15 protein-coding genes are annotated in these 14427 nt (G+C 68.2%); 3 read left to right on the forward strand and 12 right to left on the reverse strand.

From position 1 onward, the window contains the following. Positions 1–143: 143 nt before the first annotated feature. Together QM619_RS02500 and QM619_RS02505 are read right to left on the reverse strand one after the other, a co-directional pair. Positions 144–821: a response regulator gene (locus QM619_RS02500; RefSeq protein ID WP_415103975.1), complete on the reverse strand. Its 678-nt coding sequence runs from the start codon at positions 819–821 to the stop codon at positions 144–146. Next, a complete protein-coding gene (locus tag QM619_RS02505) occupies positions 818–1969 on the reverse strand; it encodes a sensor histidine kinase (RefSeq protein WP_415103977.1) in 1152 nt (383 codons plus the stop codon). Before QM619_RS02505 ends, QM619_RS02500 begins: the two co-directional genes overlap by 4 nt. A 151-nt stretch (positions 1970–2120) precedes the next feature. On the opposite strand from QM619_RS02505, the gene phoU reads away from it, so the two are divergent. Continuing rightward, positions 2121–2786, forward strand: coding sequence for a phosphate signaling complex protein PhoU (gene phoU, locus QM619_RS02510; protein ID WP_415103979.1), 666 nt, complete (start codon positions 2121–2123; stop codon positions 2784–2786). 552 nt (positions 2787–3338) lie between these two features. Beyond that, positions 3339–3599 carry a 5-fold beta-flower protein gene (locus QM619_RS02515; RefSeq protein ID WP_415103981.1) on the forward strand — a complete coding sequence of 87 codons (261 nt, stop codon included), beginning with the start codon at positions 3339–3341 and terminating at the stop codon, positions 3597–3599. 115 nt (positions 3600–3714) lie between these two features. On the opposite strand, the gene QM619_RS02520 is transcribed toward QM619_RS02515, so the two are convergent. The 3 genes from QM619_RS02520 to QM619_RS02530 form a co-directional block, all read right to left on the reverse strand. Further along, positions 3715–4725 (reverse strand): Fic family protein, encoded by a 1011-nt coding sequence (locus QM619_RS02520; protein ID WP_415103983.1) that lies wholly within the window; start codon positions 4723–4725, stop codon positions 3715–3717. A 432-nt stretch (positions 4726–5157) separates the two neighbouring features. Next, positions 5158–5907, reverse strand: a complete 750-nt coding sequence (locus QM619_RS02525) for a phosphoglyceromutase (RefSeq protein ID WP_415091828.1) — start codon at positions 5905–5907, stop codon at positions 5158–5160. Positions 5908–5984: 77 nt separating this feature from the next. Further along, positions 5985–6869, reverse strand: coding sequence for an NAD(P)-dependent oxidoreductase (locus QM619_RS02530; protein ID WP_415103985.1), 885 nt, complete (start codon positions 6867–6869; stop codon positions 5985–5987). Between the two features lie 33 nt (positions 6870–6902). On the opposite strand from QM619_RS02530, the gene QM619_RS02535 reads away from it, so the two are divergent. After that, positions 6903–7646, forward strand: a complete 744-nt coding sequence (locus QM619_RS02535) for an SDR family NAD(P)-dependent oxidoreductase (RefSeq protein WP_415103987.1) — start codon at positions 6903–6905, stop codon at positions 7644–7646. A gap of 162 nt (positions 7647–7808) precedes the next feature. Here QM619_RS02535 and QM619_RS02540 read toward each other — a convergent pair whose 3' ends face one another. From QM619_RS02540 to QM619_RS02570, 7 genes are all read right to left on the reverse strand, one after another. Next, entirely contained in the window at positions 7809–8015 is a 207-nt protein-coding gene (locus QM619_RS02540; protein ID WP_415103989.1) for a hypothetical protein, read from the reverse strand. Between the two features lie 30 nt (positions 8016–8045). Continuing rightward, the gene (locus tag QM619_RS02545; protein WP_415103991.1) at positions 8046–8408 is read right to left on the reverse strand and encodes a biotin/lipoyl-containing protein; all 363 of its coding nucleotides are present in this window, start codon (positions 8406–8408) and stop codon (positions 8046–8048) included. A 17-nt stretch (positions 8409–8425) separates the two neighbouring features. Continuing rightward, positions 8426–8686, reverse strand: coding sequence for a hypothetical protein (locus tag QM619_RS02550; RefSeq protein WP_415103993.1), 261 nt, complete (start codon positions 8684–8686; stop codon positions 8426–8428). Positions 8687–8696: 10 nt separating this feature from the next. Continuing rightward, entirely contained in the window at positions 8697–10235 is a 1539-nt protein-coding gene (locus tag QM619_RS02555) for an acyl-CoA carboxylase subunit beta (protein ID WP_415103995.1), read from the reverse strand. A gap of 26 nt (positions 10236–10261) precedes the next feature. Beyond that, a complete protein-coding gene (locus tag QM619_RS02560; protein ID WP_415103997.1) occupies positions 10262–11758 on the reverse strand; it encodes a methylmalonyl-CoA carboxytransferase subunit 5S in 1497 nt (498 codons plus the stop codon). A 74-nt stretch (positions 11759–11832) separates the two neighbouring features. Further along, positions 11833–13197: an L-serine ammonia-lyase gene (locus QM619_RS02565; protein WP_415103999.1), complete on the reverse strand. Its 1365-nt coding sequence runs from the start codon at positions 13195–13197 to the stop codon at positions 11833–11835. Between the two features lie 35 nt (positions 13198–13232). After that, positions 13233–14357 (reverse strand): GTPase family protein, encoded by a 1125-nt coding sequence (locus QM619_RS02570; protein WP_415104001.1) that lies wholly within the window; start codon positions 14355–14357, stop codon positions 13233–13235. Positions 14358–14427 lie beyond the last annotated feature (70 nt).

A 14427-nucleotide genomic window follows, 5' to 3' on the forward strand; every position in this document is an offset into this window, starting at 1 on the left:
CAAGAAGACCGGCAAGATCAAGAAGTAGAACCCAAAGACACATCGCCCGCACTACGACACATCGCCTGCGTTGCTACGCAGGCGATGTGTCGTAAGACAGGCGATGTCGTCCGGCGGGATTCCCCAGGGCGCGACTGACAGCGTCAGGCCTCGAATTTGTAGCCCAGACCGCGCACGGTGACGAGCAGTGTCGGCTCAGCCGGATCGGCTTCGATCTTGGCCCGCAGCCGCTTCACGTGGACGTCCAACGTCTTGGTGTCGCCCACGTAGTCGGCGCCCCAGATCCGGTCGATCAGCTGGCCGCGGGTCATCACCCGTCCGGCGTTGCGCAGCAGGATCTCCAGCAGCTCGAATTCCTTCAGCGCCAGCTTGACCGGCGCGCCGCGCACCCACACCTGGTGCCGCTCCACGTCCATCCGGACGCCGGCGACCTCCAGCACGTCGGGCTCCAGCTCGATCTCCTGGCCGCGGCGCAGCACCGCGCGGATCCGGGCCACCAGTTCGCGATGGCTGAACGGTTTGGTGACGTAGTCGTCGGCGCCCAGCTCGAGCCCGACCACCTTGTCGACCTCGTCGTCGCGCGCCGACACCATGATCACCGGCACCGAGCTGCGTGCCCGCAGCCGACGGCACACCTCCGTGCCGGGCAGGCCGGGCATCATCAGGTCGAGCAGCACGATGTCAGCCCCGCCGCGGTCGAATTCGGCCAGGCCGATCGTGCCGTCGGCCGCCTCGACCACGTCGAAGCCCTCCTTGCGGAGCAGATAGCCGAGGGTTTCGCGGTAGGCGTCCTCGTCCTCGATCAACAGCACCCTGGTCATGCGGCGCCCCCTTCGGAATCGGTTTCTGCATTGCTGGCGGGAAGCCGGACGGTGAAGGTGGAGCCCTGCCCGAGGCGGCTCCACAGGTTCACCGTCCCGCCGTGGGCGGCGGCGATGTGCTTCACGATCGACAAGCCCAGTCCGGTGCCGCCGTGCGCCCGGCTGCGGCCGTAGTCGACCCGGAAGAAACGTTCGAACACCCGTGCCTGGTCGGCCTCGGAGATGCCGATGCCGTTGTCGGAGACGCTGACCTCGACCCAGTCGCCGGCCACGTCGTGGACCCGGCGGGTGGTCACCGCCACCCGCGCACCGACCTCGGAATAGGCGATGGCGTTCTGCACCAGGTTGCGCAGCGCCGCCTCGAGCTGTTCGCGGTCGCCGCGGACGGTGGCGCCGGCGCACCGCTGTTGGCTCAGGGTGATCCGCCGACTGCCGGCCTGCTCACGGAACTGGTCGAGCACGACGTCGACGACCTCGTCCACCTCGATCGGGACGGCGGCCAGCAGCGGATCGCTCGACTGCAGCCGCGACAAGGCGATGGTCTGCGAGATCAGTTCGTTCAGCCGCGCCGCCTCGGTGGACATCCGACCGGCGAAGTGCCGGACGGCGTCCGGGTCGTCGGCGGCGTCGGCGATCGCCTCGGCCAGCAGCGACAGCGCGCCGATCGGGGTCTTCAACTCGTGGGTGACGTTGGCGACGAAGTCGCGGCGGGTCTCGTCGATCCGCAGCGCCTCGGACCGGTCGTCCGCGACCAGCAGCACCAGGCCGTCGCCGAGCGGCGAGACCCGGACGGCCAACCGTCGGTTGGGCAGGCCCGGCCCGACCGGGACGTCCACGTTGAGCACGCCGGGCTCGGTCTCGCGGCGGGCCTCGCGGACGAGTTCGAGCATCTCAGGCTGAGCCAGCCGGTTGCCTCGGACCACCCCGGACGACGCGGCGCTCAGCGACTCGGCGAGGATCTCGTCGTGCGGGCCGATCACCGCGGCCGCGCCGCGAAGGTGCCGGATCGTGGTGCTCAGAGCGGGTGACAGCAGCGGCGCCGGCCCGGAATCGGCCACCTGCTGCCGGGTGCGCCAGACGACCAGGCCGAGCAGGGTGGCGAGGACGCCGACGACGGCCCCGAGGGCGCTGGCGACGAGCGGGCTCACTTGGCGATCATAAGGGCATTTCGGCGGCCGAGATCGGGCCACCCGGAACGGCCCGGTGCAGAGTTCACCGACTGTTCACCTCCGTGTCGCCCGGCGCCATGGGTCAGGCATAGGGTGGGCGGGCCGGACACCGAAGGGTGGAAGAGGAGAGATGCGAGAAAGCTACCGCGAGGACCTGGACAGCGTGGTGACGGATCTGGTCGGCATGACCGAATTGGTCCGGACCGCCGTGCGGCTCAGCACCAAGGCGTTACTGGAGGCCGACCTCGCGATCGCCGAACAGGTGATCAGCGACGACGCGCTGCTGGACAGCCAACACGACGACCTGGAAGCCCGTTGCTTCGTGCTGCTGGCCCGGCAGGCGCCGGTGGCCGGCGAACTGCGCACCATCGTCGCCGCGATGCGGATGGTGGCCGACCTGGCCCGGATGGGCGACCTGGCCTGCCACGTCGCAAAGATCGCCCGACTGCGCTACCCGACCCATGCCGTCCCGGACGGCATGGTGCCCAACTTCGAGCTGATGGGGCGGGTCGCCGAGGAGATGGTGGCGACCGCCGGCCGCGCCCTCAACAGCCGCAACGCCCACGACGCCGCCAAGCTCGCCGACTCGGACGAGGAGATGGACGAACTGCGCAAGAGCCAGTTCCGCATCCTGCTCGGCACCGAATGGCCCTATTCGGTCGAGGCGGCCGTGGACGTCGCCCTGCTCGGCCGCTACTACGAACGTATCGCCGACCACGCCGTCATCATGGCGGGACGGGTGATCTACGTCGTCACCGGCACCCATCCCGAAGGCGAGAACTGGACCGTCGCCTGAGCGCCTTCTTCGCCGCTCTGCCTCGCTTTCGGCTCAGTTCGTGGCTTTGGGTCGCGGTGGGTAAGGGACCCTGTTTGCGACGGTCGCATCGTCCGCCGGCGCGTCCGATGCTTTGTAGTGTCTCTGCACAGAGTCCCTTACCCACCGCTCTTGGCCAAAGCGAGCCAACCTTCCCTGGTGCGCTCAGGCGCCGGTCCGGTTCTCACCATCGAGTAGACGTCGGTGCCGCGTCGCTCACTTGAAGGGACTTTCTTATGGCTGGTTGAGCGGGTGGGAATCAGCTGGGCGAACTCAGGTATTGATGAGCCCGGCCGACGGGGCCTTGCCGACAAGCGACCGACGGAGCCTTGCGTCATCCCGGGCGGACGCCGGGATCTCCGGCCGGACGTGCTCGAGCGGTGGGATCCCGGATCAAGTCCGGGATGACGATAATTCCGAACCCCGACGCACTCCTGCCGTGGTCGCAGAACGATTTGCGACAATACTGTTGACCGGTGTAACGGCGAATCGTTAGAGTCAGAACCAGTGACAAGCTGGCAGGAAGGGTAACCAATGGCTTCGATCATTCGAAACAGTTCGTACTCGAAGATCGGTGAGATCGATGACAATGGGACGGTGCGCGACTCGTCTTACTCAAAGGTGGGCGAGGTAGACAGCAACGGAACAGTACGCAACTCCTCCTACTCAAAGGTGGGAGAAGTGGACCGCAGCGGAACGGTGCGCGACTCGTCCTACTCGAAGGTAGCGGAAGTCGAAGGCTTCGACGCTCGCCGAGGCGGGGCGGCGGCGCTATTGCTCCTGAACGCTCGCTAGTCGTTGCCACCGCGAGAGTGCATCGATCCAGGTTTTCGTCCTCAGGCCGGTGTGGCACCATATGCATAGCTCACTTGAGAGACTTTTCGATGGCGGCTGAGCGCTTCGAAATCAGCTATACGCGCTTGCCCTTGTTCCTCTTGTATTCCTGCACGGCCTTCCGGGTGCTGCGCCACACGCCGTCCGGGCCGTGGACGGCGTCGAGGCGTCCGCGCTGTGCCGCCTGCCGGAGCGCGGCGAGGCTGAACTCTTTGTCGACCAGCGCGGCCAGCGGGACGAGCCGGGCTGGTCCGGCGACGTTGGGCACGACGAATCGGTTGAGGTTGTCGTACATCGCTCGGGCGAGCAGTTCTCCGAGGGGGCCGTAGTCACCGGTGTCGGCGCGTTGTAGGGCGTTCAGGTATCGCGGTCGCTCCCGCTTCAGGATGATCACGGGCGGATATCCGAGGCGGACGAGAATCAGATTGAGCAGAAGCCGGCCGGTGCGGCCGTTGCCGTCGATAAACGGATGAATCTGCTCGAAGCCCTGGTGCAAAGCGGCCAATCGTTCGGGCCACGGTGTGCTGCCGGTGCGGGAGCGAAGCCGTTCCGCGATGCCGTTCACGGATTCCACCCAGCCGGTCACCATCGCGGGAACCAGCGGCCAGGCCGGTGGCTTCATGCCGTCATCGAACGGATGGATGTCGTGCTCCCGGAACATGCCTGGGGCCTCTCGATCGGTGGCCTCGGGGTGTGGAGCGACCTCCCACACGGGAGCCATCGCCCTGGCATGCACCTGCCGGACCTCGAAGACAGTGAGGAGCTCACCGCCATGCCAGTCTCCTGGTTCGAGCGCCTGGCGATAGACCCAGCGGGCAGCCGATCCGTAGCCCTGGACCTCCAGATACTCCTTGAGTGGCTTCGCACCGACAGCCCGACCCTGCTCCAGCAGTGCCTCGACCTCACGAAGGACGAGGGTGTTGCCCTCCAACGCGGTCGAGTGATGGGCTTCGAGGTGCCAGATGTCGGACCAGATGAACTCCGCCTCCTTGGGGGACGGGAGCCCACCGAGTCTGTCGTTGAGTTCGGCGATGCCGTTCTCGAGGCGCAGATAGACGGTCGCCCTCGATGGTCGTCCGCGGGGCACCGGGCCTCCTAGTTGATACATCGAGTCGCGTGCCTGCTGATTGTATCAACAGGCAACATAGTTGATACACCCCTGGAGCAGCTAAATGATCTAATCAACTTAGCTCTGGGGTTGCCCATCCTCGGATCCGCACCATTCGAGGGACACCGTGGGCAGCTGGTGTGCGCGATCGACCGCACGATTGTGCGCTGCTCGGCCACCGGCGATCGCAAGGTGCACTACCTACTCAGCCAAACACAGCCCAGGCATCCGATCCGGACCCCGACGCGCTACTGCCGTGGTCGCGCCAAGGACGAGTGAGCGTTGTCGGGGCGCGTCCGCGCAGAGACGCTACAAAGCATCGGACGCGCCAGCGGACGATGCGACCGTCGCAAGCGGACGCGCCCCGACAACGCGTCACCCCTAGCCAGAGGCGACCACGGCAGGACGAACTTACTTCTTCCCTTGGTTCTTGACCGCTTCGATGGCGGCCTTGGCGGCGTCCGGGTCGAGGTAGGTGCCGCCGGTGGTGACCGGACGGAGGTCGTCGTCCAGCTCGTAGTGCAGCGGGATGCCGGTGGGGATGTTCAGGCCGGCAATGGCGTCGTCGGAGATGTTGTCGAGGTGCTTCACCAGGGCGCGCAGCGAGTTGCCGTGGGCGGTGATCAGCACGGTCTTGCCGGCGCGCAGGTCGGGGACGATCGAGTCGTACCAGTACGGCAGCATCCGGATCACGACGTCCTTGAGGCATTCGGTCTGGGGCCGGGCCTCGGGCGGCAGGAAGGCGTACCGCGGGTCGTCGAACTGGGTGTTCGGGTTGTCGTCGGCGATCGGCGGCGGCGGGGTGTCGTAGGAGCGGCGCCAGAGCATGAACTGCTCCTCGCCGTACTGGGCCAGGGTCTCGGCCTTGTTCTTGCCCTGAAGATCGCCGTAGTGCCGCTCGTTGAGCCGCCAGCTGCGCCGCACCGGGATCCAGGTCCGGTCGCAGTTGTGCAGCGCCAGCTCGGCGGTATGGATCGCCCGCAACTGCAGCGAGGTGTGCAGCACGTCGGGTAGCAGGCCGCTGCTCTTCAGCAGTTCACCGCCACGCTTGGCCTCGCCGATGCCCTTCTCGTTGATGTCGACATCGACCCAACCGGTGAACTGGTTCAGGGCATTCCATTCGCTCTCGCCGTGGCGGAGCAGGATCAGGTTCGCACTCATGGGGGGAGCCTAGCGGGGACGCCCCGCGCCCGGGCAGGCGTGCGGACGATTCGATCCGGCCGCTGGGACAGCCGCGGTCATGACGGACGCCGGTCGCGAGCCACCTCGATCACCGCACTCTCGTTGAGGCTCCCCCGGCCGTCGGTCAGCAGCCGTTCCAGCCCGGTCAACGCGACAGATCCGAGCGGCGCTCCGACCGCCAGCTGCCGGGCGAACCGGACGGCGTAGTCGGTGTCCTTGCGGCGCAGCGCGGCCGAGAACGTGACGTCCCGGTCGTGATCGCCGGCCACCATCCGGCGGAGGTTGCGGACGACCTGCGGGCTCGCCGGCTGGCCGGTAGCCACGGTGTCGGCGAACAGGGCAGGGTCGAGGCCGGCCCGCTCGGCGAGCGCGAGTCCTTCGGCGGCGCCGGCGATCTGGACGGCACCCATGAGGTTGACGATCAGCTTGTAGGCGGTGCCGGTGCCGACCGCGCCGAAGTGCACCACCCGTTCGGCCAGCGGTTCCAGGATCGGGCCGGCGGCGTCCAGATCGTCCCGCGCGGCCCCGACCAGCAGTGTCAGCCGGCCTTGCGCGGCGGCGTCCGGGAGGCCGGTGACCGGGGCGTCCAGGTAGCGCAGCCCGGCGGCGCTCACCTCAGCGGCAAGCCTCAGCACCCATTCGTGGGAGAGCGTCGAGCACTCGATCGCGAACGCTCCGGTACGCGGCGATCCGGCCAGCACGCCGTCCTCACCCAGCCACACCGTCTCCGAGGCCGCATCGTCGCTGACCATGACCACCACGGCATCGGCATCGCGGACCGCCTCGGCCGGGCTGGCCGCGAGCCGTGCCCCACGCGCCAGCAGCGGCACCGCGCGGTGCGGCGTCCGGTTGGCCACCACCAGGTCGTGGCCGGCCTCCAGCAGCCGTCCGGCCATCCCGAACCCCATCCGTCCCAACCCGATCATCGCCACCTGTGCCATCCGGACACCGTAGCCACTGGCAGAATCGACCGCATGGCAGACAGAACGGCAGTGGTCACCGGGGCGAGCAGCGGGATCGGTGAGGCGACGGCACGAGCACTGGCGGCGCAGGGCTACCGAGTGATCTGCGCGGCCCGCCGGGCGGAGCGGATCGAGGCGCTGGCCGCGGAGATCGGCGGGGTGGCCGTCCGCTGCGATGTGACGGACGCCGCGGACGTCGCCCGCCTCGCCGAGCGGGTCGGTGACCGGCTCGACCTGCTGGTGAACAACGCCGGCGGCGCGTTCGGGCAGAACCCGGTCAGCGATGCCGAGATCGACGCCTGGCAGCGGATGTACGACGTCAACGTGCTCGGCGCCGCCCGGGTCACCCGTGCGTTGCTGCCTGCCCTGGACGCCGCAGCCGGCACGGTGATCTTCGTCACCTCGACCGCCGCCGAAGCGCCCTACGAGGGCGGTGCCGGCTACTGCGGGGTGAAGTCGGCCGAACGCGCGCTGGCCGGTTCGCTGCGGCTGGAGCTCTTCGACCGGCCGGTCCGGGTCTGCGAGATCTCCCCCGGCATGGTGCACACCCCCGAGTTCTCACTGACCCGGTTCGGCGGCGACCAGGCCCGTGCGGACGCCGTGTACGCCGGCGTCCCCGGCCCACTGGTGGCCGACGACATCGCGGACGCCATCAGCTGGATGGCGACCCGTCCGGCCCACGTGAACATCGACCGGATGGTGATCCGGCCGCGTGCCCAAGCCGCCAACCACAAGGTGTTCCGGGTCAGCGAGTGACCGTCCCCTTCATCCCGTGACGGGTTCCCCCGTCATCCCGGCGGACGCCGGGATCTCCGCGCTGGTGCAGCAGGCGTCCCGGAGATCCCGTGGCAAGCACGGGATGACGGACTGACGGAACGCACACACGGGATGACGAGCACGAGCCCGCGATCGGCGGGGTCAGCTCTTGTCGCGCGGCGGGACGCGGAAGTTGAAGAATGCCTTCCCGAACGACCAGACCGCGAGCAGCCCGAGCAGCCCGACCCAGAGGCCGCCGGGAGGGCCGCTGCTGTTGTTCACCGTCGCATACCCGGCGCTGACCATCCAGATTCCGGAGACGAACGCCAACACGGCGATCGCGAACCAGCCCCATCGGGGTTTCGGCATCGGCTGTCTCCTCGGCGCTCGGGTGAGGCCTCAGGCTAGCTCGATCAGCGCCTGTCCGCCCTGCACCGCGTCGCGTTCGCCGACCAGGATGGCGGCCACCGTCCCGGCATGCGGGGCGGTGATCTCGGTCTCCATCTTCATCGCCTCCAGCACCAGCAGCACCTGGCCCTCGGCGATCTCATCACCCTCGGCGACCAGGACGCGGGCGACCGCACCGGACAGCGGCGCGACCACCGCGTTCGCGGACGCCGCCTGCACCGACGCCGTGGCGCGGGTCGGCTGGGCGGCCCCGCCGGCACCGATGACCACCGAGCCGAGCGTGGGGCGTTCCTGCTCCTCGACGTCGACCTCGATGTCGTAGGCGATGCCATTGACAGTGACCTTCAGTTTCATGTCTTCGTTCCTCAGGCTCAACGCAGATGCAGCGGATCGTGGGCATGCTGCCGGCGGCGGGTGCCGCTCTGCCAGATAGCCGACGTGGTGAAGTGGGCCTGCCGGCGCTTGGCCCGATGCCCCAGGTAGGCGGCCACGGCGGCGGCGATCGCCACCATGGTCTCCTCGGGAACCTCGGCGTTCAGCACGCGCAGTTCCTTGATCTCGACCTCAAGTGCGTCGACCCGGTCGGTCAGCTTCTTGACCAGTTCGAGCAGCTCGGCGTCCTGATTCGTCATCGCTCCTGCCTCACACCGGGCCGAGGCCGTGCTTCTTGGCCGGCCGCAGCTGCCGTTTGGCGATCAGCAGTTCGAGCGCCATGGCCACCTTGCGGCGGGTGTCGCCGGGGTCGATGACGTCGTCCACCAGTCCCCGCGAGGCGGCCACGAACGGCGTGGAGAAGGTGGTGCGATACTCCTCGACCAGTTCGGCGCGCCGGGCGTCCGGATCGTCGGCGGCGGCGATCTCACGCCGGAACACCACCGACGCGGCACCCTCGGCACCCATCACCGCGATCTCGGCGGTCGGCCAGGCGAAGACCTGGTCAGAGCCGAGATCCTTGGCCGACATGGCGATGTAGGCGCCGCCGTAGGCCTTGCGCAGCACCACGGTCACCTTCGGCACGGTCGCCGCCGCGTAGGCGTACAGCATCTTGGCGCCGTGCCGGATGATGCCGCCGTGCTCTTGTGCGACGCCGGGCAGGAAGCCGGGGACGTCCACGAAGGTCACGATCGGAATGTTGAACGCGTTGCAGAACCGGACGAACCGCGACCCCTTGTCGGAGGCGTTGATGTCGAGCACACCGGCCATCACGCTGGGCTGGTTGGCGACCACGCCGACGCTGCGGCCGTTGATCCGGGCGAAGCCGACCACCAGGTTCTGGGCGTAGCCGGCCTGCACCTCGAGGAAGTCGCCGTGGTCGACCACCTTGCCGATCACGTCGCGGACGTCGTAGCCCTTGGTGCCCTCGGCGGGCACGATGTCGTGCAGCGTCGGGTCGTATTCGACGTAGGGATCGGGATCGACGAGCGGCGGGTCCTCGGTGTTGTTCTGCGGCAGGAAACTCAGCAGCTTCTTGGCGATCAGAATGGCCTGCTCGTCGTCGTCGGCGACGAAGTGGTTCACCCCGGAGACCGCCATGTGAGCGTCCGCGCCGCCCAAGGCGTCCTGACTGACCTTCTCACCGGTGACCTGTTCGATCACGTTCGGCCCGGTGATGAACATGTGGGCCTTGCGGGTCTGGATGATGAAGTCGGTCAGCGCCGGACTGTAAGCGGCGCCACCGGCGCACGGGCCGGCGATGATCGAGATCTGCGGCACCGCACCCGAGAGCAGCACATTGGCGTAGAAGACCTGCCCGTAGCCGGACAGCGAATCGATGCCCTCTTGGACGCGGGCGCCGCCGGAATCGTTGATGAAGACGAAGGGCGTGCCGCATTTCAGCGCGGACTCCATCATCTCGACGACCTTCTTGGAATGGGTCTCGCCGGCCGAGCCGCCGGCCACGGTGAAGTCCTGGCTGGCGATGTGCACCGGACGCCCCAGCACCGCCCCGGTGCCGGTCACCACGCCGTCGGCGGGCATGTCGGCGGTGTCCATGCCGAAGGCCACCGTCCGGTTGCGGCGGAACAGGCCGATCTCCTGGAAGGTGTCGGGGTCGATCAGCGCGTCGATCCGCTCCCGTGCGGTCAGCTTGCCGGACGCATGCTGCTTGTCGACGCGTTTCTGGCCGCCGCCGGCGCGAGTGGCCATCCGCAACTCCTGCAGCTCGTCGACCCGATTCTTCATGTCCTTGGTTCTTGGCATCTGTTTCGTCACGCCCTCTCGACGGTCACGCGGTGGTCGCGGCCGCCCATGCTGACCTTGTAGGTGATCGGCCCGGTCACCGCGGTGCCGGAGTCGGCTTTGGCGTCCGCCTCGGCCTTGAGCTGCGCCGCCGTCTTCCCGACGTTCTTCGGGCCCTCGGCGCGGGCGCTCAGGAATCCGGGCGCGACGCCGGGGAACATGGCATACGTGAGGACGTCCTCGTCGCTACCGTCGAAGCCGTCCAGCTTTCCGGCCTGGGCGACCAGCTCGTCCCATTCGGGCGCCAGCAGGTCGGCCGGACGGACGGCGATCGGCTCCTTCTTGGCCTGTCTGCGGGCGATCTCGACCACCTCGGGGTTCCGTTCGCCAATGCATTCGCCGTAGTAGCCGAGCACCAGGTCGGCGAACTCGCCGGTCATCACCTTGTATTTGCCCATCAGCACGTTGAACACCGCCTGTGTGCCGACGATCTGACTGGACGGGGTGACCAGCGGCGGGTGTCCGGCGTCGGCCTTGACCAGCGGGACCGCCGCCATCACCTCTTTGATCTTGTCGCCGGCGCCCTGAGCCTTCAGCTGGCTCTCCATGTTGGAGAGCATGCCGCCGGGGATCTGACTGGAGAAGATGTCGGTGTCGACCAGGGTGGCCGACTCGAACGCGGCGTACTTGGGCCGGATCTGTGCGAAATGGTCACGGATCCGGATGAGCCGCTCCGGGTCGAGGTTCGTCGTGTAGGGGGTGCCCTCGAGCATGGCGACCAGCGATTCGGTCGGGTTGTGGCCGGGGCCCAGCGACATCGAGCTGATCGCGGTGTCGACCACGTCGGCGCCGGCCTCGATCGCCTTCATCAGGGTGACCAGGGTGACGCCGGTGGTGGCGTGGCAGTGCACGTTGACCTGGGTGTCCCCGCCGTAGGTCTCTTTGATGCCGCGGATGATGTCGTAGGCAGGCTGGGGCTGCAGCAGCGCGGCCATGTCTTTCAACGCCAGCGACTGCGCACCCATGTCGAGCAGCTGGCCGGCGAACTGTACGTAGCCCTCGACGGTGTGCAGCGGCGAGATGGTGTAGCAGATGGTGCCCTGGGCGTGCTTGCCGGTCGCCGTCACCGCCCGCATCGCGACCTCCATATTGCGCGGGTCGTTCAGGGCGTCGAAGACCCGGAAGACGTCCATGCCATTCTCGGCCGATTTGTCGACAAACCGCCGGACGACGTCGTCCTCGTAGTGCCGGTAGCCGAGCAGGTTCTGGCCGCGCAGCAGCATCTGCAGCCGGCTGTTCGGCAGCAGATCGCGGAAGGTCCGCAGCCGCACCCAGGGATCTTCGTTGAGGAATCGGATGCACGCGTCGTAGGTGGCCCCGCCCCAGCATTCGACGCTCCAATAGCCGGCCGCGTCGATGTCGGCGCAGGCGTCCACCATGTCTTCCAGCGCCATCCGGGTCGCCATCAGAGACTGGTGGGCGTCCCGGAGAGCGACCTCGGTCACGCCAATGGTTCGCTGACTCATGGGGCCAATCGTTCCACCGATCTACTACCGCGTGTCGTAGATCGACGAAATCCTGCCCGCTGGGACGTCTGGTCTCAGCACTCGGTGACGTTGACGGCGAGCCCGCCGAGCGAGGTCTCCTTGTACTTGCTCATCATGTCGGCGCCGGTGTCGCGCATGGTCTTGATCACGGTGTCCAGCGACACCAGATGGGTGCCGTCGAAGTGCATCGCGGTGCGCGCCGCGGCCACCGCTTTCACCGCGGCGATCGCGTTCCGCTCAATGCAGGGCACCTGGACCAGCCCGCCGACCGGGTCGCAGGTCAGCCCGAGGTTGTGCTCCATGCCGATCTCGGCGGCGTTCTCGATCTGCCGCGGGCTGCCGCCCATCACCGCCGCCATGCCCGCGGCGGCCATCGCGCAAGCCGAGCCGACCTCGCCCTGACAACCGACCTCGGCACCCGAGATGGACGCCGTGGTCTTGATGATGGCGCCGATCGCGGTGGCGGTGAGCAGAAAGCGGACGACGCCGTCGTCGTCGGCGCCGGGGATGTGCTCGCGGTAGTAGTGCAGCACGGCCGGGATCACCCCGGCCGCACCGTTGGTGGGGGCGGTGACCACCCGGCCGCCGGCGGCGTTCTCTTCGTTGACGGCCAGCGCGTAGGCGGTGATCCAGTCCATGCCGGTCAGGGCGTCCGGCTTGTCGTGCAGCAGCTGCCGGTAGAGCAACGGTGCCCGGCGCAGCACGTTCAGGCCGCCGGGCAGGCGTCCGTCGGTGCCGAATCCGTTGCGGACGCACTCCTGCATCACGCCCCAGATCTGCAGCACGCCGTCCCGCACCTGGTCGGGGGTGCGGGTGACCGTCTCGTTGGCGAGCACGACCTGTTCGATGGTGAGTCCGGACGCCTCGCAGGCGGCCAGCAGTTGGGCCGCGGTGGTGAACGGGTAGGGCTCGGCCGCGTCGGCAGCCGGCGGCGGGTCGCGCAGTTCGTCGGCGTCCACCACGAAACCGCCGCCGATCGAGAACAGCACCCGGTCGGCGAGCACCCGATCGCCGGCGCCGTAGCAGCGGAACCGCATGCCGTTGGGGTGTTCCGGCAGCGTCTGCCGGCGGTGCAGGACGATGTCGTCGATCGGATCGAAGGCGATCGAGTGGCGGCCGAGCAGGGCGATCCGGCAATCGGCCCGGACCGCGCGCAGCGTGGGCTCGACCAGCGCCGGGTCGACGGTCTCCGGCTGTTCGCCGAGCAGGCCCAGCTGCACGGCGCGGTCGCTGTGGTGGCCGCGTCCGGTGGAGCCCAGCGACCCGTACAGGTCGGCGCGAACCCGGACCACCTCGCTCAGCAGCCCGGCGGAATCCAGATCGACCAGCACCCGGCGAGCCGCCCGGATCGGACCCACGGTATGCGACGAGGACGGGCCGATCCCGATGCTGAACAGGTCGAAGAAGCTGAGCGGCACCCCACAACTGTAGGCCGATTCCAGGCGGTGCCGACTCACCCCTCCCGGCGGCGGATGGTCGGCATCCGGCGGTGGAATTCTGCCTCGAACAGTTCCCGGACCGCCTTGCTGTCGACTACGCCGTCCAGCTTCGGCAGTTGTCCGCCGGAGGCCCGCTGGCACACGGTCAGCCAGGCCTGGCCCATCGCCATAGTGAAGCCGGACGCCACCGAGGCGTTGATCACCCCGCCCGCGACGCTGCCGGCGCCGGGCAGGAATTTGAGCGCGTTGGCTGCCGCGGACCGGCCCAGCGTGGTGGCCACCGTGGTGGAGGCGACCGCCAGCAGAGCGGCCTTGTCGAACGGCAGCTGGTAGAGGTGCGCGATCCGCGCCATCATGCCGAGCTGCAACGGCACCAGAAGCGCCGCGGACGAGAACGGGATCGGCACCGCTGCCGCCGCGCCGGCCGCGGCTACCGTCGCGCCGATGTGTCGCTGGGCAGCTTTGGCTTTCGCCGCCAGATCGATCGTCTGGGCCGCTGCGAGAGCTCCGTGAACAGCCTCAGGAACAACGTGAAAGGTCGCCTGTAGGACGTCCATCAAGCCGTAAGGCGGCTGACCGGTGAACTGGTCCCTCATCGCGTAGGTCATGAACGGACGGCCGCCGACGATCGGCAGCTGCTTGGCCTCGATCTGCCGAGCCAGCTCGACGGCGTCCGGGTGGCACTGGCCCTCGCGCATCGGCACCTGTGTGAAGACCACCAACACCGGGATGCCGAGTTCGTGCAGGGTGCGGATGAAGGTCGCCTCGACCTCTTCGAAGCGGCGGTCCATACCGCGCACGCAGTACCAGGCCACGTGGATCTGTTCCGCGACCGGTTTGCTGCGCATCTGCTTGACGTACTTGGTGACCTCTTTGATCAGTTCGGCGTCGTCGCGTCCGATCTCCAGGCCGCGGGTGTCGATCAGCCCGAGGGTGCCACGGGTGTCCAGGTAGAGGTGGCTGTCCCGAGTGACCGGATCGCCGATCCCGGTGGCGGCGACCGGACGTCCGAAGATGGCGTTGATCAGGGTGGACTTGCCGACCCCGGTCTTGCCGAAGATCGCCAGGTTGAACCGGCCGATCTGCTCGGCCTGTTTGTCGAACTCGGCGCGGAAGGCGTCGGTGAACCACTGCGTCACGCGTCCAGGGTAGGGCCGGGCGGCGTGTGGCAGTAGCTTGTGGTCTTGCTTCGCCGAGAACCCACCAGGA

This window comes from Micropruina sp. (assembly GCF_047606665.1).
GTDB lineage: Bacteria > Actinomycetota > Actinomycetes > Propionibacteriales > Propionibacteriaceae > Micropruina.